This window comes from Caballeronia sp. dw_19 (assembly GCF_018449515.1).
In the GTDB taxonomy this organism is placed as follows: Bacteria; Pseudomonadota; Gammaproteobacteria; order Burkholderiales; family Burkholderiaceae; genus Caballeronia.
In genome coordinates this window covers 16,707-39,297 of sequence record NZ_JAAVUQ010000026.1, presented here as the reverse complement: position 1 = coordinate 39,297, position 22,591 = coordinate 16,707, and the positions used below count along the sequence as shown (strand labels likewise).

The window sequence follows — 22,591 nt, the reverse complement described above, 5'->3', positions numbered from 1 at the left end:
TCCCATTCACCCGACACATCGCATGGGAGGCCGGGCAAGAGATCAGGCGTGCAATCAAACATGGGCAATTTCCTCATAGATGACTTGAGCAAAGCCCGTGTGGAGCGGCCCGTGGTAATTGCGATGAATGCAACGGACCTGGGGCGACAGCGCCCCGCGCATCGCCAGCCACATGATGACCTCGGCACCTTCAGCTCCTCCTCGGACGATGAAGTCCTGCAGCCTGAGCGAGGCCAGTTTCTCGGGATCGGATTCCAGCAGATCGAGGAATTCCATGTCCCATTCGTAGTTCTTGTAACCGAAGCGCTCGCCATGCAGTTGGTGCGAGAGCCCGCCAGTGCCGAGCACAACCACGTCGAAATCGGCCGGATAGCTCTCGACCGCGCGGCGCAGTGCCTGGCCCAGGCGCCAGAGCCGGCGCGGCGATGGCACAGGGAACTGCAGCACATTGACCGCGATCGGCAGGATTGGGCACGGCCAGGGCCGCGACCGGTCGGGCCAGAGCGCCGAAACAGGCGTCAACGCGCCGTGATCGAGCGGCATGTCGTGGCAGAGCGTGATGTCGAATTCGTCGTCGACGAGGCTATGAGCGATATGCCATGCAAATTCGCTGTTGCCCGGGATCGGTGCCAGCGGCCGAGGACCAAAACCTTCATCCGCAATGCGATGCTCAGCCGCGATCGAGAGCGCGAATGTTGGATAGGTCTCGAAAAAAAAGGTCGTGACGTGATCGTTGTAGATCAGGATCGCCGCGTCCGGCTTACGATCCGATAGCCAGGCCTGCATCGGCTTATAGCCGTCCATCAGCTTCTTCCAATCGGGCGAATCCCAATCGCCCTTGTCGATCAACGCACCGATCGACGGCGCATGAGGCGAGCCCAGCCCACCAATAATCCGTCCCATATATCAAGTTCCTTTCGTCACCTGGCGCGAAGCCAGATATTGCTCCAGGGTCTCGCCGCGCATCTGCGCGCCGGTCTCGGTCAGATTGTGGCCGCAGAGCTGCGACAAGCGCAGCAGCACAAAGACATTCCCACCACGCCGTACCAGCCCCAGCCAGTCACGCTGGCGCACCAGGACCCGCTCGGTCTCGTCCAGCCCATAGCGGGCCATCGCCGCTTCGGGATCTGTCTTGAAGGCCTCGCGGTTCTCCGGAATGCGCAAGTCGTAGCAGAAGCGATTAAAGCGCAGCGCCTGCTGAGCGGGCTGGCCGCAATTGGCGTATGTGCCCTTCGGCATCGCCTCGAAATCGATTTGTCTACTCATCGCGTCCTCTCTTCCTACTGCATCCCTGTACAGGACGGGGATATCGCCCAATCCGTTGAGTGCGTCATATATCCAGCGCGCTCGGCGCGAAAACCGAGTCGATATCGACGCGCGACGGGGTCAGCCCTTGCTCGTGGAGATACAGCGTGATCGCCTCCAGAACCGGACGCGCGGCCTTGACGCCGTAAGGCATGGGATCGGGCGGCTGACGCAAGTTGTCCCCGCCATCCACATTGCCGGCTTCGATCCATGGCTGCATCGCGCCCCAGGTTTGGCGGAATACGAGGTCCTTCGCCTTCTGGAAGGCCGTCTGCAGATTGAGCGCGATCCAGGGATGACGTTCCAGCAGCTCACGCCGCATCACCAGGGTGTGATTGATCGGGTAGATGCCGGTCTCGCCAAGATACCGGCGCCCCTCGGCCACGACATCGCGGAACAGCGGCCGGATGATTTTCACCGACGCGAGGTCGATGCGGCTGCGATCTATCAGGTTCGGTTCGTTCAGGTAAAGCACCGTCGCATCCAGTTCGCCGGACGCCAGCATCGAGCCGATATTCTTTTCGGGCGGGATCCGCTCGAGCCTGATCCCGCCCGGCGGTTGGAAGCCAGTCGCACCGCCGTGGCTCATGTCGGGCATCCGTTCCATGTGCCATTCCACGTCGCGCGGATCGAGACCGAACGCATGCTGGAAGATGCCCCGTGACCAGACGGCCGATGTCTGCTGGTATTCCGGCACGCCGACGCGCTTGCCCTTGAGATCGGCCGGCCCTTCGATGCCGCGGTCATCGCGGACAAAGGCAAGCGTGTGGAAGAAGCGGCGCATGGTGAACACCGGAATCGCCACCCAGCGGAAGTCGCCCTGCGATGCCGCGATGAACAGCGAGGCCAGCGACATCTCCGAGACGTCGAATTCGGCGAATTTCAGTTGGCGCCAGAACATCTCGGAAGGGTGCAGCACGGTGGTCGCCAAGCGAATGCCGTCTACATCGACCAAGCCGTCGATGATCGGGCGCGTTCGCTCGTTGTCCGAGAGAGCAAGGCTGAGATCGAACTTACTGGCTGTCATGGGAAAAGCCTTGAATGATTAAACGCCGAACGATGTCAGCAAGGTGTCGAGATAGCTGGACTCGCTCGTGACGACGAGCATCTGCATGTGCGGGCGAAGCTGGGTGAAGTTGTCGCGCAGCTCGACACCGTGCCCCTGCTCCGACAGGACCACCGCCATCATCGAGCGGCGCATTGGCCGGCCGGCGTCCACGATGGCGCGGGCGGCGCCGGTATCCACATCGTGCACCGATGCCACCAAGATTACGGCCTCGACGGCCCCGACAAGGTCCTCGGGCGTGATAGCCCCGCCTTCAAGATGCGCGAGATGGGGCCCGGCTTCGATGGCCGGCTTTTCTACCGGCAACCCGGGTTCCAGCGCGACGAAGCATGTCACCCAGGCCCCCGCACGACGGGCAATCCCTTCGATCGCCTGACCGCTCGAACGACCGAGAGCGACGATGCCGATGCGGCGTTTCGACGAATTGGGTTGCTGCACGCGAAAACGCGATTCGTAGGCGCTCGTCGCGCGTGCGCATTCGCTGAGGCTGTAACCGGAAGAGACGCTCATGACCAGGGGTCCACGCAGCAATGGATGACCGGCTCGGAGCCGAGGGAAGCCTGAGCGCGAATCGCGGCATCCGTGGCCTCAAGGGGGAACACTTTCGTGCTCATCTCGCGAATGTTGTGCTCATTGCGCTGGATCATGCCCAACGCCAGCTCCACAGACTGGTAGCTATGGCCCCGCATGCCGCGCACGGTCAGGAACTTGTTGACGATCTGGTTGACGTTGAAAGATTCCATCGGCTTCGACAGATGGCCGCCCAACACAACACGTCCGGTTTTCCGCACGATCTGGAATGCCGAATTCACCGCCGCCTCGGCACCCGTGCACTCGAGAACCAGATCGGCCATACGGCCGTTCGTTATCTCGGCGAGGGTTTCGAGCAGATCGTCCTTGCCGATCTCGATCGTATGATCGGCTCCGAGAAAGCGGGCGAACCTGAGGCGCTCACGATCGTTGTCATTGGACAGCCCTGTCACGACGATCATGGCTACGCCGGCAGCCTTGGCCGCGATCACACACGCCAGTCCCTGCTGACCGGGCCCCTGTACAACGACGATATCGCCCGGTCCAGCCTTGCCATGGAGACGGGTCCACTCGATACCGTTGGCCACGGGGAGCGCCAGGGCCGCGTAACGCCCTTCCAGGTCATCTGGCACCCGATGAAAGACGGTGTTCGGATGAAGGTACTGATATTGAGCGAAGCCGCCCCAAAGACCCGGCGCGCGATCGAACTCGGTGGCTCCATAGCGCAGGCCGCCCGAGCGCCATTCCGTCATCTTGCAATGACGGAATTCACCCGAGCGGCAAAATTCGCAGTGGCCACAGGGGACATACTCTTCCAATACCACACGATCCCCTTCCTTGAGACCCCAGGCCGCCAACGCATCGCGCCCCGCTTCAGCGATACGGCCCACAGTCTCGTGCCCGATCACCAGCGGGCCGCGAGCGCGGACAAACTGGTCGTAGAAGCCCCAATCGCTGCCGCAGACTCCGGTCACCTCGACTTCGAGCAACCCTGAGACGGAGCTGAGCGCAGGCCTAGGCAAGTCACGCAATTCCGTGACGCCCGGCAACACCGCCACGGCGGCGAGAACAGTTGAATCACTCATGCCGGTTAAACCGTAATCAGGGGCGCGCCCTGCTCATGGGGCATCGTGCCCATGACCTTCTCGGCAAAGGGCTCATCGCGCTTCAAGAAGAAGGTCGCCTGGCGGACACGATGGTGGACCGGATCGACGCCAGGCGGCGTCACGCCCTTCTCGGCCAGCGCCTTCGCCGCCTTCATCAGGCGGTGACGCGCCATGATGATGCCGTTGTCGGTGCCGACGAGGTTCTCCTTCGTCCTGTCGCAGACCGGCCCCATGCTCTCCTGCAGGGCCGCATCCTGGAAGCCCACGCCCCAGATGCCGCTGATGGTTCGATTGGAACGCTGGGCCTCACGGTCGATCCGGTAGTCGTTGTTCTTGTTCGAGGCCGGGATGTACGTGCCAGGGACGTAGCTGACATGGATGCCGTTGCCCTCCTTCATCAGCCGGCGCTCCCGGTCAGTCAGCTCACGCTGAGGATGGAAGTCGTAACTCCATGCCCAGCAATGATGGTCGTCTATCGGGATCCAGAAGTGGCCGTGGATCGGATGATCGCCGCGCGGCGGCACGCCAGTGAAGCAGGGCATGACCCAAGGGGTGACACGCCAGTAATACCGGTCGTCCTCCGCGTTGCGGCGCACGCCGATATAGAGACCTCCCGGGGATTCGACGACCTCGAAGACAGGCTGCAGATCGCTGGTGTTGTACTTGTTGCCCGGAGCGCCCGACACCAGCGGATCCTCGTCGATATCGGCGCGATGTAGCCAGGCAACGTGAGCGGAGTCAATGCCGCCCTCCATCGCCTGCAACCAGTTGCATTCCTGAAAGCGCTTGGAAACGAAGCTCTGTCTGAGCGGAACGCTCGCGAATTCGTACTCCGGCTGCGGCGGCTGCTTGGCAGGGTCGCCCATATAAGTCCAGAGGATGCCGCCCTTCTCGATCAGAGGATACGAATTGAGCTTGATGCGCTTGCAAAAGCCGTTTTCCGCAGGCTCCGACGGCACGTCGACACACTGGCCGGACACATCGTATTTCCAGCCATGATAGGGGCACCGGATACCGCCTTCCTCTGTACGCCCGAACCAAAGCGAAACACCGCGATGGGCGCAGAATTCGTCGATCAAACCCAGCTTGCCTTCGCTATCCCGAAAGGCCAGCAAGCGCTCCGACAACAGCTTGACCCGCACGGGCGGGCAATCGGCCTCCGGCAACTCTTCGGCCAGCAAGGCTGGGATCCAGTAGCTGCGAAACAGATTGCCCATCGGCGTACCCGCGCCGGTCTGCGTCACGTAATCGTTTTGTTCCTGCCTGAGCATTTCGTCTCCTGAGCAAAAAAGAGCGCCTGCCGCCGACGGCAAATGCCGACGGCTTAGCGCAACCCACTTCCGAATTTCGGACTTGCGGCGTTCCTTTATGTGAAACACCGTTCTTAATAACGATGATTGTCTTCCTGAGGCATAGACAAGTCAAGGATGGAACCGACATTGTGGCGAGAGGCGACGGAAAATGCCTTGGGCTTACCGCTGGTCGGCGCAATCATTCCCGATCAAAAATGCAGTTTCCTATGCGTGAAACCGGTTCTTCCACCGTAATTCAAGACGTGCGCCTGCGGAAGTCTTTTGGGTCGGTGACACCGAAATCGGCATAACCACGATGGCGAAGCGCTTGGGCACGTGGAACCTCGTACGCCCGCGACGAAGACCGATCCAGACTATCTCGCGAGGCGCTTGCCCAAACACGCCAGGACGGACTTGCTAAGGAAACCGAACGATATGAGGTTGACATACGTTTGATCATTAGGGACGCCAATATTTGGCGCCAATCGGCAAGTTGTTGGGGCGATCAGGCTCGCGGGACCCACGCATCGCTTGTCCGATGAGGTCATCCCAAAGCATATCCCCTTCGTGCTCAATGCAGCCCGGGTCATCTCTCGCCGTTTGGGATCCGAGGCGCTCAAAGACTTCTAAGTTGAGTCGCTCTTCGTATTTCGCCATGAAAAACCCCAAGGGCCGGAATTCATGTCCAACGCTTAGGGTTCAGTTCAGACGGCGTGTGCGAGAGAGTTCAAAGCGCCCGCGAGCTCGGCCGGCGCTGAATAGAACGGCGAGTGGTCAGAATCTAGCGTGATCACGTGCTCACACGACTGTAACGTGTGCATCCAGCGCTGGAGGTCGATAGAGATCGCTCGATCGTGCAGTGTTTCGATGTAGGCCCGAGGCACCGTTCCATAGCGCTCATCGCTCAGCACAAGGGGGCATGTGGACGGGCTGACAGGTTCACGCGACAGGTTCTGCTCGACATGCAAAAGCCGATCGTCCGACGTGCGGTTGTAGAAGAACTCGCGCGACGCGCCTGGAGCAACTGTCGTGTACAGTCCGTCGCCACTCAATCGGACGACTTGGTCTCTTTTGGCCGTTACGGCACTCGGTATCGTGTTACGCATCTCTGCCAGAGTACGTCCGGACGGCACGAGATAACCAGCAAGATAAACGAGCAATCCAATCCTGTCGCAAACGCGTTCCGCTACCTCGCTGATGACGATTCCCCCTCGGCTATGCCCTACGAGGATGACCGGTTCTTCCTGTTCCCGAACCAGATCGGCGATATCGTCTGCCCAGACGCGAAGCGCGTCGTCCTTTGGGAGTTCTCGTTCATCGGAGCCCATCCCCGCCAGATTGGGCGTCAGGACGTAGTGACCTGAACGCCGAAGCAATGGGCCCAGGTACTCCCAACACCAGTTCCCATGCCACGCGCCGCTAACCAGAATGAAGTTCGCCATTGATAGAACTTCTTAGTTTTTTCGTCGATGCACCCGGTTCAGTTCGAACAGCGTATTACAGAGGTCATTTCGATATCACCGTTCGATAATCGGTTGCTTGCAGCCATCGTCGAATACGCACGCCCCAACATGACGCTGCCGATCAAACCGATTGCGAACGGGATCGCGGCGACGTAAAAGATGACCTGGATCGGGATATGGAGCTCCACGATCAAACCGCCGACCACCGGACCAACGACAGCGCCAACACGCCCCACGGCAAAGGCCCAACCCAACGCATACGTGCGGCAATAGGTGGGGTAGACGATCGATGCGATCGCATTGACACCAAACTGGATGCCCAGCGCGCAGAAGCCGGCAAGGAACATCCCCGCGAACAGCAAGGGCTTCGAGTCCGTCAAGAGACCAACAGTGCCAATAATCGGGACCGCCGCCAGGAACAGCACCGCAATCGCGCCGACGCCGCGCCGGTCGATCAGCCGGCTCAGGGTGAGACCACCAACCGTGCCGCCAATCTGGAAGATCGTGGTCGCCAGAGCCGCCACCGATGGCGCAACATGGGCCTGCTCGAACAAAATCGGCGTCCAGTTCATGAGGAAGTAGTAGCCCATCAGTCCTCCCGCCATACAGATCCACAACGACAAGGTCGCGAGGATGAGCCCCTTCGAAAAGAGAAAGGCGGGCGAGGTAATCCGCTTGGCCGGTGCGTTCCCCGCCGCTTCGTCGACGAGATAGAACGTTGTGCCGGGGCTGAATTTTGTTTTGGCAAAACGGGAAACCAGGGCGGCGATACGACGCTGGCCACTGCGATGCGTTGCCAGGAACTTGACCGACTCCGGCATGAACAAGGTCACGAGCAGCGCCATGACCAGCGGACCCGCGCCCCCGATGAGAAAGAGCACCTGCCAGCCAAAGGCGGCGACCAGTCCCGCCGCGACCGCGCCAACCACGGCGCCGCCCAATGTGATGCCGGTGTACATGCAGATGACCATGGTCGCCCGGAACCGCTTCGGGGCATATTCGGCGACCAACGAGATCATGTTGGGCGCGAGACCACCCATCCCGAGGCCGGTCACGAATCGCAGGACGACGAGTTGCCACAGTTCCGTCGATACCGAACAGGCCAGACTGGCGGCACCCATGATCACGCAGGCAATAGCAACGGCGGCCTTTCGTCCGGCGCGGTCGCCAACCCAGCCCAGGATCGGTGCGCCGAACATCATGCCCAACAGGCTCGCGCTGAAAATCGGACCTAAAATACCCCTGTTTGCCAAATGCCAGGTCTTGATGATGCTCGGCCCGGCGAAAGCCAGCGAGCTCACATCGTAGCCATCGAACACCATCACGAAAAACGCAAATACCGTGAGACCGATATTGAATCTCGTCAGACCTGTCTCGTCGATAAGCGCACCGATTTCGACGTGATCGTTACCTGTCATATGCTCCTCCAAGTCGCAGAATTATCATGATTTCTGCTCTAATAATTCAATATAAAGGGTCGAATCTTTCTTGCGCCGACTCATAGGCAAGCTAGGGTATGCCGATCAAGCATTCCTCTCTTACGGTCTTTTTCCGGCCTTGTCATTACCGCGGTACCCACAGTCATAGGCACAGGCATCAATAAAACTGGTCGAAATGCATGCGGTCGGACGGCACTCGATGAGCCAGCAGCATCTGTTGCACCGCGGTCCCCATTGCCGGCGGTCCTGCGAAGTAGATCTCCATGTCGCGCAGGCGCTTGCCGAGCAACGCGTTGGCCAATTCGTGAACGAACCCAAGATGATTCACGGCGATGGCCGCCGCACCGGCCTGCCCGCCTTCGTTGACTTCTGGCGCCGAAACCGCCGCGTAATAGCGGATCCGCTCGCCGAAGCCCGGCAGTGCTTCGAGCATATCCTTACCACACAGGTCCTTGCCGCTCCGGCCGCCATAGAGGAAATGCAGCTTGACGTCGCGCAGCGCGGGATCGGCGGCCATGCCGCGCGCAATCGAGATCATCGGCGCAAGACCGGAACCGCCGGCGAGACAGACGATATCGCGCTTCACTTCGCGACGCAGCCACGCATGGCCGTAAGGACCGTCGATCTCGATGCGCTGGCCAGGTCGCATCACGTCGAACAGCACGCTACTGCCCTCGCCGCCAGGCACGCGGCGCACCTGGAAGTGCAGCGACGGCGAAGCGGGATCGGCAATATTGCTCATCGAATACGCGCGCGCCCCCCTGACGCCGGGCAGCGTCAGCAGCGCGTACTGGCCCGGCTCGAACGGCATCGGAGTGTCGATCGCAAATCGGAATTCGCAGATGTCGTGCGTGATGTCACGGCGTTCCGTCAAGGTCGCCGACACACGCCGCGGCGTGTGGACCGGCGCGTACTGCGCCGAAGTCCGGACCTTGATCGTGCAGTCGCCGTGGGGGACCGACTGACAGCCGAGAAGGCGGGCGCGCTCGCGATCCTTGTCCGTCCAGCCCGGCGCTTCAGGCCACTTATTGCCGAGTTCACCTTCAATCAACTGAAACTTGCAGTTGCCGCACGCGCCGACATTGCATTCATAGGGAAACGCGATGCCGGCCCGCAATGCGGCGCGCAGGACGGTGTCGTCGGCGTTACAGGAAAACTGGACCTCGGTGCCTTCCAGGGTCAGGTTGTGTGTCAGTTCGGACATCGATTCGCTTGGAGACCATTTCAAAAAGACCCCGAGGGGGCTGTTAACTATTCCGGCAAGCTGTCAACCCTGGCTATCTGAACAACCGGAACCAGGGGGATCGCCACGCCGGCCAATGATGACTAGCTGTGGGCGTTAATTGGATCGGTGATCGCAAAGCGTCGGACCGACCGCGGAAGGGGCCGCGACAAATTTCGCCGGGTGGTCGAGCGTATTCACGCGTGGCTCCACAACTTTCGTCGTCTTCGCATTCGTTTTGAGCGGCGCGCCGACATTCACGAAGCATTCCTCAAACTCGGGTGCCCCTCGTCTGCCGGAACATCGTCAGGCATGCAGAGCATTCGTTTTGAACCGGTTTCTTGTCTATTCCGTGTATAGCTCGAAAGACGCGTGGCGTTTCGCAATCAACCACACCGCGCCATGCTTCACAAATTCGTCTTCGAATGCGCCGAGCACCTGGCGCGTCGCACGGCGGCCGAACGGGCCAGGCGCTTCCGAGGTGCTGCTGCTCCACACCAGCACGCGACTCAGCCCGCGCGCGCGTTCTGCGCCCACTACCTCGACCGACGTGCCGGCAATAAGGTGCCGCGTGATGCGATCGGCCGTCCGCGCGCGATACGACGCGAGGATCGCCTCGCGCCCGGTCAGCAGGCCCCCGCCCGGACGCCAGAGCTGTGCGTCGCCAGTGAAGAGCCGGGTCAGTTCGTCCGCGTTCGCGGCATCGACCGCATCGGCCGCGTGCTGCACGAGCGTGCAGCACGCACGCTCGATCATCAATCGTTCGATGTCGGTCAGTGCTGTGTCGTTCACCCTTGCTTCGCGCCAGTTGCAGGCTGCGCGAGCCACCCGGCCAACGCGGCCGATACGGCGTCTGGTTGCTCCATCGTCGCCATATGGCCCGAACGCTCGATCACGCTGAGCGTCGCCCCCTGAATCGCCGCCTGCATCGCTTCGTGCCGCGCCAGCGGGCTCCAGCCGTCGGCGCGTCCACAGATCACCGTCGTTGGACAGGTAATCTGCGCGAGCAGCGGTTCCGCGTCGGGCCGCGCGAGCAGCGCGCCGATCTGCGCCTCGAAGCGCGCCGGCGTGCTGCGCTCGATCATGTCGAGGATGCGCTCGAAAAGCGGCGTCCCGACGCGTTCTTCGAGCACCATGCCGGGCGCCCAGGCTTGCCCCATCGCGCGCATACCCTGCTGTCGCGCCAAAGCAATGAGCGCCATCCGGCCCGCGCGTTCGCGATCGCCTGCCTCACCGGCCGGGAGCGGCTGGTAACCCGTGTCGAGCAGCGCGAGCCGCGCGATGCGATGCGGCGCAAGCCGCATCATTTCGAGCGCGACGCGCCCGCCCATCGAGTGTCCCGCGACCGAGAGCGCATCGTCGTCCACACTGGAGAGCGCCCGTTCGGCCATCTCGCGGATCGAGTTGCAATCGCCATGTTCGGCGACCACGCAATCCGCCAACGGCGCCAGCGCCTCGCACTGGTCAGTCCATACCGTCGCGTCGCACAGCAAGCCCGGAATCAATACAAGCGTTTCGCGTTTCATCTTCCTCAAATCCTCAGGTGCTGCCCGACGCGTGCGTTGCGTGCTCATTTTCGTTGCGGCGGCCGTCCCAGACGGCAGACGCCACGCACACATGTCCGTCGAACAGCCAGCGCGCGGTACGCAGCAACGCCGCACTTTGCACGGACGGCGCATGCGGCTCACCGCCGAGCTCCAGTTCGACCGTAAACTCGCCGCTCGGATGCTCGATCGACAGCCGCTGCGTCGCACTGTCCCGCAATGCCACGATGCCGTCGCAGACCGAGCCCGGCAACACCGCGGCCGTCGCGACGCTCACCGCGCCGAGCACGCCGATGGACGCATGGCAGCGGTGCGGAATGAAGGTCCGCGTGCTCAACGTACCGCCGTTCTGTGGCGCGGCGACGATACACATCTTCGGCACGGTGCGCCGAGCGACGTCGCCGAGGTTCATCAGCGGGCCCGCCTTGAGCCGGATCGCCTCGATGCGCTGTTTCAATTCCACGTCGCCATCCAGTTCGTCGCGCGACTCGTAGCCGGAGCGGCCGAGGTCGCGCGCACGCATCATCACGAGCGGCATGCCGTTATCGATGCACGTCACCTCCACCCCGTCGATCATGTCGCGCAGATGGCTGGTCGGCAGCAACGCGCCGCACGTCGACCCCGCTGTATCACGAAACTCGATCGGCACGCCGGCGGCGGTGCCCGGCACGCCGTCGATCCGCACATCGCCTGCGTACTCGACGCAGCCGCCGGATGTCGGCACGTGCGCGACCGCAATCTGCCCGGTATTGAGCATGTGAATCCGCACCGGCGTGCGCGCGCAGCGCACTGGCACCATCCCCTGCTCGATCGCGAACGCACCGACGCCAGCAAGAATGTTTCCGCAGTTTTGCCCGTAATCGACGCGCTGCTCGTTCACGACTACCTGCGCAAACAGGTAATCGACGTCGGCATCGGCACGCGTCGCGCTCGACACGATCGCCACCTTGCTCGTCAACGAATCGGCACCGCCCATGCCGTCGATCTGGCGCGCGTCGGGGGAGCCCATCGCGGCTAGCAGTACTGCATCGCGTACCGCGGCGTCGTGCGGCAGGTCGCTCGCGAGGAAGTACAGCCCCTTCGATGTGCCGCCGCGCATCACGACGCACGGAATACGGGTCTGGCTTGCGCTGCGCATCTCAGATCCCGTCCAACGAATCGACGTAACGCAGCCCCTTCGCGGCAAGCTTCTCGCGCATGCCGTAGTAGTCGAGCCCGAGCTGGCCGCTCGCCAGCACTTCGCGCGTGTGCTGCTCCTTTTCGAGCCGCTCCTGCGCCGCGCTGGCCACCTGCGCCGCATGCGCGGCCGGAACGATCACGACGCCGTCGTCATCCGCCACCACGACGTCGCCCGGGCTCACCAGTTGCCCCGCACATACGACCGGCACGTTCACCGAGCCCAGCGTTTCCTTCACGGTGCCCTGTGCGGAAATCGCCTTCGACCACACCGGGAATTTCATCTGTTCCAGTGCCCGCACGTCGCGGCAACCCGCGTCGATGACGAGCCCGAGCACACCGCGGGCCGCCAGCGAAGTGGCCAGCAGCTCGCCGAAATAGCCGTCCTCGCACGCGGACGTGGTCGCGACAACCAGCACGTCGCCGGCTTGGCACTGCTCAACGGCGACGTGCAGCATCCAGTTGTCCGACGGTGGCGCCAGCACGGTGACCGCCGGGCCGGCAATCGCCGCGCCCGTCCAGATCGGCCGCAGATACGGCGCGAGAAGACCGAGGCGGCCCTGCGCCTCGTGCACCGTCGCACTGCCCGCAACGCCCAATAGCCTGACCGCAGCGGCATCCGCGCGGCCGATGTTACGCACCACGACGCCGCGGTTCACGACAGGTCTCCCATCACTTGCGGCGTGATGCGCTGATAGCCTTCCGCATAGCGGATATCGCGCGCCGCAGTAATGCCGATGTTACGTTTCGCCTGCACGCCGCGTTGCAGCGCCACGCGTGTGTAGTATTCCCACAGATGTTCCTGGCCGGCCATGCACTCGATCGCGCGACGCTTCGTGTCCCACACCTCGGTGATGTCGAGAAACACATTCGGCGACCATTCGCACTGCTCGGTCTGGTGCGGCTCGAACGCGTAGACCGGCGGCGCGCCGACGATCTTCCCGCCCGGCTTGTGGCCTTCAGCCTGGGCGATGATCCGCGCTTCCTGCGCGACGTGCATGGCAAGCGGGTGGTCGAAGTTATACGGATCTTTCAGCGAGTGGCTCAGCACGAACGACGGCTGCAGCTCGCGATAGATATCGACGAGCCGCATCAGCGCTTCGTCCGGGACACGTAGCGGATAGTCGCCGAGATCGAAGAATTCGAGCTCCGCGCCGAGCACGTCGCCAGCGCGCTCCGCTTCCTCGCGGCGCGCGGCCTTCACCTTCTCGAGCGTCATGCCCGGCTTGCGCCACAGCTTCGCGGATTCGCCGCGCTCGCCAAACGCGAGGCACACCACCTTCACGCGGTAACCGTTACGCGCGTGCAGCGCGATCGCGCCGCCGGCCCGCCACACGAAATCCGCGCTATGCGCACTGATAATCAACGCCGACATTTTTTCCGTGCTCATCTGTGCCTTTAAAAGATTGCGTCAGGATTTGAAACCACGATTCGATGAACGAAGAGCGTACTCGCACACGACTCGGCATGGCGTTCCCAGTGCTACAAACCCCATCTAATTTACTTATCGATGGCTAGCGACAGGGGTATATTCCTGATGCGGCGCGCCACGCGCGTCAACGACACTGCCGCCATCCACACCGCGCCCTCCTCATGACGACACGCTCCTATTTCAAACCTGACAGCGACGAACTGAATCTCGCCCGTCTTCGCACATTCGTCGAAGTGGCGCAGCAAGGCGGCGCGACGCGCGCGGCGGAAACGTTGTTCCGCGCGCAATCCGCGATCACGCGGGCCGTGCAGGAACTGGAGCGGGATCTGGGCGCGCCGCTGTTCGAGCGGCGTACGTCGGGCATGTTGCTGACGCCAACGGGGAAATGCGTGCTCGCGCGTGCGGAGCGGGTATTCGATGAATTGCATGCGCTCGCTCGCTGGTGCGCGTCGCGCCGCGACGGCGTGCGGCCGCTGCAGCCGGGCTCGCTGCCCAGTTATCTGCTCGGCACACGCCGGTTGCAAATCCTCGCGACGCTCGCGCAGAGCCGCCACATGCCGAGCGCCGCGCGCAGCGCGGGCGTCACGCAGCCTGCGGTCAGCCATGCGATCAAGACCCTCGAAGCCGGCGCCGGCTTACGACTCTTCCAGCGCGGCGGCAAAGGACTGCTGCTGACGCCGGAAGGCGACATGTTCGTGCTGCACGTGCGGCGCGCGCTGAACGAACTACGCCAGATTCGCGACGATATCAACGAACTGCGCGGCTCGATCGGCGGCCGCGTAGTAGTGGGCGCCCTGCCGCTCGGCCGCACGACGATCCTCCCGGCCGCAGCCGCACGGGTCGTGACCGCGTGGCCCGGCATCATGGTCACGACGGATGAAAGCCCGTACGAAATGCTGGTGTCTGCGTTGCGCGCTGGCGATGTGGACTTCATTCTCGGCGCGTTACGCCCGAGCGACGACCGCGCGGATATCGTGACCGAAACGCTGCTGGCCGAAGGCATGGTTGCGGTCGCTCGCGCCGGTCATCCGCTCGCCGGCCGGTGGTCGCTGACGCTCGCCCAACTCGGCGACGCGCGCTGGATTCTTCCGCGCGACCATACCCCGGCTCGCCTGCTCCTCGATGCGTTGTTCCGCCGCGAGGGGATCGACTCGCCCATTGCTGTCATCGAATCCGCCGATCTGGCGGTGATTCGCGGCGTGTTGATGTCAACCGACATGATCGCTGTCGTTTCCGCCCACCAGTTGCAACATGAAATTCAGTCCGGTGTCTTGACCGTACTGCCGGTGGCAATGCCTAGCACCGAACGTGCGATCGGGCTGACGTTGCGGCGCGGCGCGGAGCCGTCGCCCGCCGCCCGCGTAATGCTCGACGCTGTACGCGCCGTCGTCGCCGATATCAGCGAACCATCTCAAGGGTGATAGCCAAGGGCTGAAGAAATACCGTTAGCGGCGGCAAGCAAGTTCGGCGCCGCCGCACGCAGTGTCTTCCTCGTGAGACGCTGCGCAGGTCCGCCGAAACCGATCGCCGCAACCACATTGCCGCTGATGTCGCGCACGGGTGCAGCAATGCCGCGCATGCCTACCTCGGATTCCTCGTCGTCGATCGCATAGCCGATGGACCGCACTTCTTCAAGCGCTTTCAGAAACGCCTGCGTATCGGTGTTGGATTTCGGTGTGCGCGCGACGAGCCCTTGCTTGATCACACGCGAGACGACATCCGGCGTGCAGGACGCGAGCAGTACATGCCCTTCCGCGGTACAGCAGGCCGGTTTGCGCACACCGATATACGAGCGCATCCGGATGGCCTGTTCGCTTTCGAGGTTGAACATGTAGACGACGCTCGTATCATCCAGAATCGCAAGGTGCACGGTTTCGTCCGTCTGTTTGCGTAATCCATGCAGGAACGGCACCGCCTGTTTCGTCACGTCGAAACGCCGGCGCACGAGCCCGCCGAGCGAGAATAACTGGATGCCGAGCCGATAACGTCCGTTATCCGGGTTCTGCTCCAAAAATCCTTCGGCGAGCAACGCAGCGCATAGACGATGCGCCGTGCTCTTCGCAACGCCCATCCGTTTCGACAATACGCTGATGCCGAGCTCGGGCTCATGTTCCGAGAACACCTTCAGTAGCCGCAATGCCGCCGTTACCGATGACAGCCTGCGCGGCCCGTCCTCTTCCATTTCGTCGTTCTGTACGATTTTCGCGTCCAATTTAGCCATCCGCCAGTTCAAGGGGAAACTCAAGAAGTTCCACTTTAACATGTCCTGTTCTGTATACAGGAACATCGCGAAAGGGCAACAGATTGGTAAAAGACGACTTCCGAGACATTGGCGCGGGCGCGAAATTCATGACGTGCGCATGTCTGCCTGGCGCTTTTCCAAAAGCGCCAGGCGCATCGATTTCATTCGCCATCCGTTTCAATCACGATCACGCCGTCTTCAACGTGCGTCTTGTACGTCTTGAGCGGAATCACGCATGGCGGCGTGACAGCCTCGCCGGTCTTGATATTGAACGCACCGTTGTGGAAATCGCATTCCACCGTGTCGCCATCGATATAGCCTTCCGACAACGAGCCCGGACCATGCGTGCAGGCGTCGTTCGTAACGAAATACTCGCCTCCGATGTTGAACACGGCTAGCGTGAAGCCGTTTTTTTCGACCTTGATCGCTTTACCATCGGCTACGTCCCCAGCGTGGCAGAGGTGGGCAAATGCACAAGCGTGACTCATGAGGAATCTCCTTCGTTGACGTGTTGTTGTGCCAATGATAACTCCGTTCCCCCTTGATGAACATAGTTCCTTATAAAGGAACTATCGCCGCGAGCAGCGGTCAATAAAATACCCCCACCCTAGGATAAACCCGCCCCGCTCATAGCTTGACAAAAGTCAAGTAGACCGGCCCAATACGGCCACTTAGTCCGAATATAGAAACAACGTTCCTCATATAGGAACAAAAGGGACGAAGCACGTAAGGGACAGTGGAGCGTCAACTGGATGTCACCAATACGTCCCCCGGCTTTGGAAGCGGCTCGATTCAACATCCGGCAATCGTGTGATGAACTATTAGCACACCGAAGTTTTTTTGGCTATTGATAAATCAAAAAGAATGGAGACTCAATGAAGAAAGCATGGATCGGTGTATATCTAGCGGGAGCGTTCGCTTCAACGACAGCGGCGGCACAATCGTCCGTCACGCTGTACGGCATTGCCGACGCCGGGTTGGAGTTTACGAGTCACAGCACGGCTGGCGGCACGAGCGGCTCGACCTTCTCGGCGGTTTCGGGCGCGGCGCAGACATCCCGCTTTGGCCTGCGCATTTTCGAAGATCTCGGCAATGGCTACGGCGCATTGGCCGTGCTCGAAAATGGCTTTGACGCTACCAAGGGTACGGCCAACAATGCGGGGCGCCTGTTTGGGCGGTCATCGTACATGGGCATATCTTCGCCGTATGGACAACTGACCATGGGTCGTCAGACCACGGGCGTGTACGACTTTGGTCTGACGTTCGACGCGGTCGGTCCCGCCCTGTATTCAGCCGTGTCCTTTGACTCCGCATTCGTAGGCCGTGCGGACAATTCGGCCAAATATACCGGCAACTTCAATGTGCTGGGCGGAAAGCTGATGGTCGAACAGCTCTACAGTCTCGGCTACGACGGCGTGACCGGCGCCGGTACTGTTGCAGGTGCGTTCCGGGTCGGCAAGGAGGAGAGCTTCTTCGCCACCTACAGCCATGGCATCGGGGCACTCGGGCTGTTATTCGATCAACAGAATGGCGATACGGTCGCATCGCAGGGTGTCAAGACACAGCGCTATGGCGTCGGGGCATCGCTCGATCTGAATTCGCTACAGCTCTATGCGGTTTATCGGTTCTATGCGCAGAAGCAGCCGGGGCAGAATCTCTATTCCTCCCTTTACTGGGTGGCCGCCAGGTATCGCGTCACCCCGTCCTTCAGCATCAGTTCTGACCTGTTCTATCAGGCGGATCGTAATACCGGCGAGGGGAATCCGCTGATGCTTTCCGTCCTCGGGAGTTATCTCCTATCCAAGCGCACAGACATCTATGTGCAACTGGGAGAGACCCTCAATAAGGCGCACTCCAACCTCGGCGTCACCGGATTCGGCACAGCCACTACGGGAGCCATTCAGACTGGCGTAATAGTGGGCGTGCGGACCCGGTTCTAACGCGAATCGGTTTTATCGCAACAAGGTTCGAGGAAGATGGCCAGACACGGATATATAGGGTTCTTTCATAAGCCGTTGAATGAAAGGGCTCGGCAAGTGTCTGGCCCATTCGATCTCCTTGCATCTGACCCTTGACGATCCTGTGCATCACTTCGACGCATGCCAGATGGTTCTGTTGCAATAGCGGAGGCTGGTATGCTGCGGGACCTTACAAAATGATGTGAACGACAATGAAAGCGCTGAGTCCGGGGGTAGCCAAAGTGCTGAAGCGGTTGCACTATCCGCTGGACGTGATGTTGTTGTGCGTGCGTTGGTACGTGGCATACCCACTGAGCTTGCGCAATCTCGAAGAGATGATGGCCGAACGTGGGATCGCGGGCGATCATTCGACCGTGGGTTCTGTTGCGATAAGGAAATCTGGACGAAACGAGGTGATATAGATAGGATAACTTATGTTTCTAGAAAATAGAACTGTTCGGCAACTGAGCACTTCGGTACAGCGCCATCGATCATCTGGCCTTTCGCAATCATGTGCATGACCTCGATTCCACCCAGCAGGATCCGGGCGCAGCGAAATGTCTTGAATCCCAGCATGGGTCGGGTACGGCGCTTGATCGCACGATGGTCTTGTTCCACGATATTGTTGAGATACTTGACTTGGCGGATCTTGATGGGCGCCTCACGCTCGGCGTTCACGGCGTGCAACCCGGCCAGATTGGCAACACTTTTGTCGATAGTTACGGTGTCGGGCGCGCCATTCTGATCGATGGCCTTCTCGAAGTACCGTCGGGCCGCTTGCTTGTCCCGCCTGGCTCGCAGCAAGAAGTCAACCGTGCTGCCAGCCTTGTCAACGCCGCGGTACAGATATTTCCATTGCCCCTTGACTTTGACGTAGGTCTCGTCGACACGCCAGCTCTTGTTGACCGGGCGCTTGCAGCGGCGGAACGCTTTTTCAAGCACCGGTAGAAGCTTAATGGCCCACCGGTGCACGGTCGAATGATCGACCGCGATCCCACGTTCGGCCATCATCTCTTCGAGATTGCGCAAGCTCAGCGGGTATGCCACGTACCAACGCACGCACAACAACATCACGTCCAGCGGATAGTGCAACCGCTTCAGCACTTTGGCTACCCCCGGACTCAGCGCTTTCATTGTCGTTCACATCATTCTGTAAGATCCCGCAGCATACCAGCCTCCGCTATTGCAACAGAACCAGTCGAACTGCCCTTCCGGAACCGCGCAAATTTGTGTCTTCTCGTCGTTGACCGTCAGCTTCAGCTTGCTCATGATCTCGCGTAGTCGCGACAGCGCTTCCTCAGCTTTGCCTCGCTTGCACAGGATCACCAGATCGTCCGCGTAGGTCACGATTCGACTGCCAAGACTTCGCTGAAGCCCGAGCTTCTTCCATGCCAACACAAACCGGCGCATGTAAATATTCGCCAACAGTGGTGAGATGGGTGAGCCCTGCGGAATGCCTCGCCTGCTGTCCTTGGCCTCGGTCGTACGTGTCTTCCGGCCTCGGTGATCGGTTTCTTCAACGGAGCATTCCAACGACATCTTGAGATTCTGTTGCAAATAGGCTCGGTGAATCAGTTAAGGTATTCAGCCTAACAAACTGGTGGCCGGTGATGAGCAAGCGGAAGGCTCTGGAGGGGATGTTCGATGGGCGGCATTTTGATCGCGAGATCATCGTTCTATGCGTGCGCTAGTACCTTCGCTACAAGCTCAGCCTGCGCGATCTAGTCGAGATGATGGCCGAGCGGGGTTTGTCGCTGGTGCACACCACGATCATGCGTTGGGTGAAGCGCTTTACGCCAGAGTTCATCAATCGTTGGAATCGCTTTGGCATACCTACAGGGCGCTCATGGCGTGTCGACGAAACCTACCTGAAGATTCGTGGCAAATGGGTTTATCTGTACCGGGCGGTAGATCGAGCCGGCCAGACGGTGGACTTCATGCTCCGGGCAAAGCGCGACGTGGCCGCGGCCAAAGCCTTTTTTAGCAAGGCAATCAAACATCAAGGCCAGCCGCCGGAGACGATCACACTCGATGGTTATGCTGCTTCGCACCGGGCGCTGCGTGAGATGAAGGCCGATGGCCTGCTGCCTAAGGACACGAAGGTCCGGTCTTCGAAGTACCTGAACAATCGGGTCGAGCAGGACCATCGAAACATCAAGTCCAGAACAAACGTAATGCTCGGCTTCAAACAGTTCAGGAGTGCCGCGACCACGATCGCCGGCATCGAGTTGATGCACCGCATTCGCAAGGGGCAGTTCAATCTCTTCATTCCCGGGCTCAAAGATGCTGCTGCGCCTGCAGTGTGGAATGCTGTCCTGTTCGATCGATAGGGTATCCATAACTATAGCCACCTTCTCGGCCGGGGCACCTATTTGCACCAGAGCCGCAGGCATCACAGTGTTCGTGCCAAAGTCGGTAACCTCGGGTGCCACTGCCGATGGTCGCTTCGGCAAGGACGACTTTATCTATGACGCATCGAAAACGAATATTCATGCCCGGCGGGTGAGCGTCTGATCTGGCGGTATGCAACCGTGGAGAGCGGTCTGAGACTTCATCGCTACTGGAGTTCGAATTGCCAGCAACGCACGCTAAAAGACAAGTGCACTCCCAGCGTTCAACGACGGGTGAGCCGATGGGAACATCAGGCCGTTCTAGAACAGATGCAAACGCGTCTTGACCATGCACCGGACATGATGCGTATCCGGAGGCAAACCGTCGAGCATCCGTTCGGGACGATCAAGGCCTGGATGGGCGCAACACATTTCCTGACCAGAACTATTGAGAAGGTCAGCACTGGGATGAGTTTGCACGTGCTGGCGTACAACATGAAGCGGGTCATCAAACTACTCGGCTCGGCGGACTTGATATGCGCAATTCAAGATCGAAGCGTGCAAGCAGCGAGTTGATGGCAGGGAGGAGGATCGCACCTCATCGTGTCGCACACGCGACTCTACGGCACCAGAACCTTCTACGGACGACGCTTTGGTCCGCCGCCGTTGACACTGTTCTGGCCACCCCTTGTTATTGGGGTTTTGACACACTCTGGGCCGAATCCAGCCGAAGCATGGGCGTGTGGCGTATCGCGCGCTTGCTCGCCGGAGGGCATCAGCTCGTATTTAAAGGCTTGGAGGATTTGCATGGCGTCCGGACAGTGCCATACGTTCCGGGGGTTATCAACGGCTGTTCCGGAGCCAACGCACTAAAGGACGGCTACGCCGTCCGCGCTATCCTTCCCCGCCGTGAACGACGGGGTTTGACGCGCATTCCGATCACGTCTGGATCGTTTGCTCATTGAGCCTTCGGCAACTACTCCTGCACGAGCGCGAGCACACGCAGCGGACTGCCCGAGCCGGCCTGAATCTTCAGCGGCGCGGAAACGATCACGGCGCCCGTGGGCGGCAGTTGATCGAGATTGCGCAGGCACTGCAAGCCATAACGGTTCGAGCCGTGCATGAGCGTGTGGCACGGATACGGAATCGGCCAGCTATACGCCTGACCCGCATCGGTGTTGATGGTCTCCACGCCGAAGCCATGCACTTCGCGCTCGCCGATCAGCCATTCCACCGCTTCCTGCGTCGGTCCCGGCGTGTGCGCGCCGTCGTCGCGCAGATTCAAGAATTTCGCCGGGTCCGTGCGCTTCGACCAGTCCGAGCGCAACAGCACCCACGCGCCGCGCGGAATGCGGCCGAGCTTTGCTTCCCAATCTTCGAGAAAGCCGACCGTGAGCAGCCAGTCGTCGTTCTCTGCAATCTCGGCGCTCGCGTCGATCACGACCGCCGGTGCAATAAAATTCTTCACGTCGATCGTGTCGACGGAGTTTTGTGCATGGTCCTTACCGGAAATCCAGTGCACCGGTGCATCGAAGTGCGTGCCGGTGTGCTCGCCGCAGGAAAAATTATTCCAGTACCAGCCGGGACCCTGCTCGTCGTACTGACTGATCTTTTCCGTCTTGAATGCCCACACCTGCCCGAACTGCGGCGGAAGTTGCAGCGCCGGAAACTCCGGCGAGAGCGTTTGCGTCAGATCCACCACGCGAATCTGGCCGCTCGCCAGTCCGGTGGTCAGTTGTTCGAGACTGCTCGTCATCTTGCACTCCTCGTTCTCACTCGCGCGTCATCGTTGTGTGCGGCACACACGCCGGCACATGGGGTTATCTGCGATTCGATTATCTCGAGCATAAATTAATCCATAATCACGGTTACTCCCTTTTTTTCCCTACGCTTGCCTCTCGATAAGTCGGGGTCGTGGTATGTTGTCGGCTCGACGGGAGCACTCCCCGTTTTGTGCCGATTTCCGCCGCCGTCTTCCGCGATACCACGTATGAGCCAGCCTACTTCCAGCTTCGTCGACAATTACACACCCGCACTGCTCGCCCAGGTCAGCCAGCTGATCTCCGGCGAATTCCACGTGATCGTGCAGGCCGCGGGCTTCGAAGTCTCCGACTGGCGCGTGCTCTCCACGCTCTCCGACGGCAAGGCCGTCAGCATCGGCCGTCTCGCGCAGGTTTCAGTCACCAAACAGCCCACAATCACACGTCTGCTCGACCGCATGGAAGCGCAAAGCTACGTCAAGCGCATTCCGCACAAGGGCGATCGTCGCGTCACGCTCGTGCGCATCACGCCCCGCGGCAAGAAGCTCGTTTCCACGTTGATCGATCAGGCCAAAGCACACGAAGAGCAGGTGCTCGCACCGCTCGGCCACGAGAAAGTCGAAGAACTCAGAGCGACGCTGCGCCTGCTCATCGAACTGCATCGCCCGCCCGCCTGAAACACGGCAGGCGCAGGTCCAAGCGTGATTGCCCGCAGGAGCCATCGC

The 22,591-nt window shown here is 60.8% G+C and carries 22 protein-coding genes and 4 pseudogenes; 7 read left to right on the top strand and 19 right to left on the bottom strand.

Translation table 11 applies throughout. The features are described 5' to 3' along the window. Positions 1-54: 54 nt before the first annotated feature. The 9 genes from HB376_RS27990 to HB376_RS27945 form a co-directional block, all read right to left on the bottom strand. The gene (locus HB376_RS27990) at positions 55-903 is read right to left on the bottom strand and encodes a class III extradiol dioxygenase family protein (protein WP_213766966.1); all 849 of its coding nucleotides are present in this window, start codon (positions 901-903) and stop codon (positions 55-57) included. A 3-nt stretch (positions 904-906) separates the two neighbouring features. Continuing rightward, complete coding sequence (locus tag HB376_RS27985; RefSeq protein WP_213766965.1) at positions 907-1,266, bottom strand: protocatechuate 3,4-dioxygenase; 360 nt, start codon at positions 1,264-1,266, stop codon at positions 907-909. A 64-nt stretch (positions 1,267-1,330) separates the two neighbouring features. Beyond that, complete coding sequence (locus HB376_RS27980; protein WP_213766964.1) at positions 1,331-2,260, bottom strand: hypothetical protein; 930 nt, start codon at positions 2,258-2,260, stop codon at positions 1,331-1,333. Positions 2,261-2,350: 90 nt separating this feature from the next. Beyond that, positions 2,351-2,881 carry a hypothetical protein gene (locus HB376_RS27975; protein WP_213766963.1) on the bottom strand — a complete coding sequence of 177 codons (531 nt, stop codon included), beginning with the start codon at positions 2,879-2,881 and terminating at the stop codon, positions 2,351-2,353. Beyond that, positions 2,878-3,987, bottom strand: coding sequence for a zinc-binding dehydrogenase (locus HB376_RS27970; RefSeq protein WP_213766962.1), 1,110 nt, complete (start codon positions 3,985-3,987; stop codon positions 2,878-2,880). Before HB376_RS27970 ends, HB376_RS27975 begins: the two co-directional genes overlap by 4 nt. Before the next feature lie 5 nt (positions 3,988-3,992). Beyond that, positions 3,993-5,279: an aromatic ring-hydroxylating dioxygenase subunit alpha gene (locus HB376_RS27965; protein WP_213766961.1), complete on the bottom strand. Its 1,287-nt coding sequence runs from the start codon at positions 5,277-5,279 to the stop codon at positions 3,993-3,995. Positions 5,280-6,004: 725 nt separating this feature from the next. Then, positions 6,005-6,742: an alpha/beta fold hydrolase gene (locus tag HB376_RS27955; protein ID WP_213766960.1), complete on the bottom strand. Its 738-nt coding sequence runs from the start codon at positions 6,740-6,742 to the stop codon at positions 6,005-6,007. 38 nt (positions 6,743-6,780) lie between these two features. Beyond that, the gene (locus tag HB376_RS27950) at positions 6,781-8,085 is read right to left on the bottom strand and encodes an MFS transporter (RefSeq protein WP_213766959.1); all 1,305 of its coding nucleotides are present in this window, start codon (positions 8,083-8,085) and stop codon (positions 6,781-6,783) included. Between the two features lie 274 nt (positions 8,086-8,359). Next, positions 8,360-9,406 (bottom strand): 2Fe-2S iron-sulfur cluster-binding protein, encoded by a 1,047-nt coding sequence (locus HB376_RS27945; RefSeq protein ID WP_213766958.1) that lies wholly within the window; start codon positions 9,404-9,406, stop codon positions 8,360-8,362. A gap of 147 nt (positions 9,407-9,553) precedes the next feature. On the opposite strand from HB376_RS27945, the pseudogene HB376_RS27940 reads away from it, so the two are divergent. Continuing rightward, positions 9,554-9,756 (top strand): annotated as a pseudogene (locus HB376_RS27940) (IS5/IS1182 family transposase); the annotation flags it as partial. A 13-nt stretch (positions 9,757-9,769) separates the two neighbouring features. On the opposite strand, the gene HB376_RS27935 reads toward HB376_RS27940, so the two are convergent. The 5 genes from HB376_RS27935 to HB376_RS27915 are packed head-to-tail and all read right to left on the bottom strand — an operon-like array spanning position 9,770 to position 13,534. Next, positions 9,770-10,216: a nuclear transport factor 2 family protein gene (locus tag HB376_RS27935; protein WP_213766957.1), complete on the bottom strand. Its 447-nt coding sequence runs from the start codon at positions 10,214-10,216 to the stop codon at positions 9,770-9,772. Next, a complete protein-coding gene (locus HB376_RS27930; protein WP_213766956.1) occupies positions 10,213-10,950 on the bottom strand; it encodes an alpha/beta hydrolase in 738 nt (245 codons plus the stop codon). Before HB376_RS27930 ends, HB376_RS27935 begins: the two co-directional genes overlap by 4 nt. Positions 10,951-10,963: 13 nt before the next feature. Beyond that, positions 10,964-12,106 (bottom strand): 4-oxalomesaconate tautomerase, encoded by a 1,143-nt coding sequence (locus tag HB376_RS27925; protein ID WP_213766955.1) that lies wholly within the window; start codon positions 12,104-12,106, stop codon positions 10,964-10,966. 1 nt (position 12,107) lies between these two features. Then, positions 12,108-12,803 (bottom strand): 4-carboxy-4-hydroxy-2-oxoadipate aldolase/oxaloacetate decarboxylase, encoded by a 696-nt coding sequence (locus HB376_RS27920; protein WP_213766954.1) that lies wholly within the window; start codon positions 12,801-12,803, stop codon positions 12,108-12,110. Further along, a complete protein-coding gene (locus HB376_RS27915; protein WP_213766953.1) occupies positions 12,800-13,534 on the bottom strand; it encodes a PIG-L deacetylase family protein in 735 nt (244 codons plus the stop codon). The genes HB376_RS27920 and HB376_RS27915 overlap by 4 nt, the downstream gene beginning before the upstream one ends. A 203-nt stretch (positions 13,535-13,737) precedes the next feature. Between HB376_RS27915 and HB376_RS27910 the strand changes: the two genes are divergently transcribed. Continuing rightward, positions 13,738-14,997 (top strand): LysR family transcriptional regulator, encoded by a 1,260-nt coding sequence (locus HB376_RS27910; protein WP_213766952.1) that lies wholly within the window; start codon positions 13,738-13,740, stop codon positions 14,995-14,997. On the opposite strand, the gene HB376_RS27905 is transcribed toward HB376_RS27910, so the two are convergent. Beyond that, positions 14,988-15,797: an IclR family transcriptional regulator gene (locus HB376_RS27905; RefSeq protein ID WP_213766951.1), complete on the bottom strand. Its 810-nt coding sequence runs from the start codon at positions 15,795-15,797 to the stop codon at positions 14,988-14,990. The genes HB376_RS27910 and HB376_RS27905 overlap by 10 nt on opposite strands. 182 nt (positions 15,798-15,979) lie before the next feature. Then, a complete protein-coding gene (locus HB376_RS27900) occupies positions 15,980-16,306 on the bottom strand; it encodes a non-heme iron oxygenase ferredoxin subunit (protein WP_213766950.1) in 327 nt (108 codons plus the stop codon). Between the two features lie 387 nt (positions 16,307-16,693). Here HB376_RS27900 and HB376_RS27895 point away from each other — a divergent pair, with 387 nt between their 5' ends. Beyond that, positions 16,694-17,758: a porin gene (locus HB376_RS27895; protein ID WP_213766949.1), complete on the top strand. Its 1,065-nt coding sequence runs from the start codon at positions 16,694-16,696 to the stop codon at positions 17,756-17,758. Positions 17,759-17,988: 230 nt separating this feature from the next. Then, a pseudogene (locus HB376_RS27890) lies at positions 17,989-18,153 on the top strand (IS6 family transposase); the annotation flags it as partial. 55 nt (positions 18,154-18,208) lie between these two features. On the opposite strand, the gene HB376_RS27885 reads toward HB376_RS27890, so the two are convergent. After that, entirely contained in the window at positions 18,209-18,910 is a 702-nt protein-coding gene (locus tag HB376_RS27885; RefSeq protein WP_213766948.1) for an IS6 family transposase, read from the bottom strand. 6 nt (positions 18,911-18,916) lie between these two features. Further along, positions 18,917-19,333, bottom strand: a complete 417-nt coding sequence (locus HB376_RS27880) for a reverse transcriptase/maturase family protein (RefSeq protein WP_255631607.1) — start codon at positions 19,331-19,333, stop codon at positions 18,917-18,919. Between the two features lie 80 nt (positions 19,334-19,413). Here HB376_RS27880 and HB376_RS27875 point away from each other — a divergent pair. Both HB376_RS27875 and HB376_RS27870 read left to right on the top strand, forming a co-directional pair. Beyond that, positions 19,414-20,106: pseudogene (locus HB376_RS27875) on the top strand (IS6 family transposase). Between the two features lie 55 nt (positions 20,107-20,161). Continuing rightward, positions 20,162-20,682 (top strand): annotated as a pseudogene (locus tag HB376_RS27870) (transposase); the annotation flags it as partial. A gap of 400 nt (positions 20,683-21,082) precedes the next feature. Here the strand turns inward: HB376_RS27870 and HB376_RS27865 are convergent. Continuing rightward, the gene (locus HB376_RS27865) at positions 21,083-21,862 is read right to left on the bottom strand and encodes a cyclase family protein (RefSeq protein WP_213766947.1); all 780 of its coding nucleotides are present in this window, start codon (positions 21,860-21,862) and stop codon (positions 21,083-21,085) included. 234 nt (positions 21,863-22,096) lie between these two features. On the opposite strand from HB376_RS27865, the gene HB376_RS27860 reads away from it, so the two are divergent. Then, entirely contained in the window at positions 22,097-22,543 is a 447-nt protein-coding gene (locus HB376_RS27860) for a MarR family winged helix-turn-helix transcriptional regulator (RefSeq protein ID WP_213766946.1), read from the top strand. The last annotated feature ends 48 nt before the right edge of the window (positions 22,544-22,591 follow it).

Bases quoted from the DNA above. Each gene is read 5' to 3' on its own strand.
- HB376_RS27990 (WP_213766966.1), bottom strand. From the start codon at position 903: ATGGGACGGATTATTGGTGGGCTGGGCTCGCCTCATGCGCCGTCGATC.
- HB376_RS27985 (WP_213766965.1), bottom strand. From the start codon at position 1,266: ATGAGTAGACAAATCGATTTCGAGGCGATGCCGAAGGGCACATACGCC.
- HB376_RS27975 (WP_213766963.1), bottom strand. From the start codon at position 2,881: ATGAGCGTCTCTTCCGGTTACAGCCTCAGCGAATGCGCACGCGCGACG.
- HB376_RS27970 (WP_213766962.1), bottom strand. From the start codon at position 3,987: ATGAGTGATTCAACTGTTCTCGCCGCCGTGGCGGTGTTGCCGGGCGTC.
- HB376_RS27965 (WP_213766961.1), bottom strand. From the start codon at position 5,279: ATGCTCAGGCAGGAACAAAACGATTACGTGACGCAGACCGGCGCGGGT.
- HB376_RS27955 (WP_213766960.1), bottom strand. From the start codon at position 6,742: ATGGCGAACTTCATTCTGGTTAGCGGCGCGTGGCATGGGAACTGGTGT.
- HB376_RS27950 (WP_213766959.1), bottom strand. From the start codon at position 8,085: ATGGTGTTCGATGGCTACGATGTGAGCTCGCTGGCTTTCGCCGGGCCG.
- HB376_RS27945 (WP_213766958.1), bottom strand. From the start codon at position 9,406: ATGTCCGAACTGACACACAACCTGACCCTGGAAGGCACCGAGGTCCAG.
- HB376_RS27930 (WP_213766956.1), bottom strand. From the start codon at position 10,950: ATGAAACGCGAAACGCTTGTATTGATTCCGGGCTTGCTGTGCGACGCG.
- HB376_RS27925 (WP_213766955.1), bottom strand. From the start codon at position 12,106: ATGCGCAGCGCAAGCCAGACCCGTATTCCGTGCGTCGTGATGCGCGGC.
- HB376_RS27915 (WP_213766953.1), bottom strand. From the start codon at position 13,534: ATGAGCACGGAAAAAATGTCGGCGTTGATTATCAGTGCGCATAGCGCG.
- HB376_RS27910 (WP_213766952.1), top strand. From the start codon at position 13,738: ATGACGACACGCTCCTATTTCAAACCTGACAGCGACGAACTGAATCTC.
- HB376_RS27905 (WP_213766951.1), bottom strand. From the start codon at position 15,797: ATGGCTAAATTGGACGCGAAAATCGTACAGAACGACGAAATGGAAGAG.
- HB376_RS27900 (WP_213766950.1), bottom strand. From the start codon at position 16,306: ATGAGTCACGCTTGTGCATTTGCCCACCTCTGCCACGCTGGGGACGTA.
- HB376_RS27895 (WP_213766949.1), top strand. From the start codon at position 16,694: ATGAAGAAAGCATGGATCGGTGTATATCTAGCGGGAGCGTTCGCTTCA.
- HB376_RS27885 (WP_213766948.1), bottom strand. From the start codon at position 18,910: ATGAAAGCGCTGAGTCCGGGGGTAGCCAAAGTGCTGAAGCGGTTGCAC.
- HB376_RS27865 (WP_213766947.1), bottom strand. From the start codon at position 21,862: ATGACGAGCAGTCTCGAACAACTGACCACCGGACTGGCGAGCGGCCAG.
- HB376_RS27860 (WP_213766946.1), top strand. From the start codon at position 22,097: ATGAGCCAGCCTACTTCCAGCTTCGTCGACAATTACACACCCGCACTG.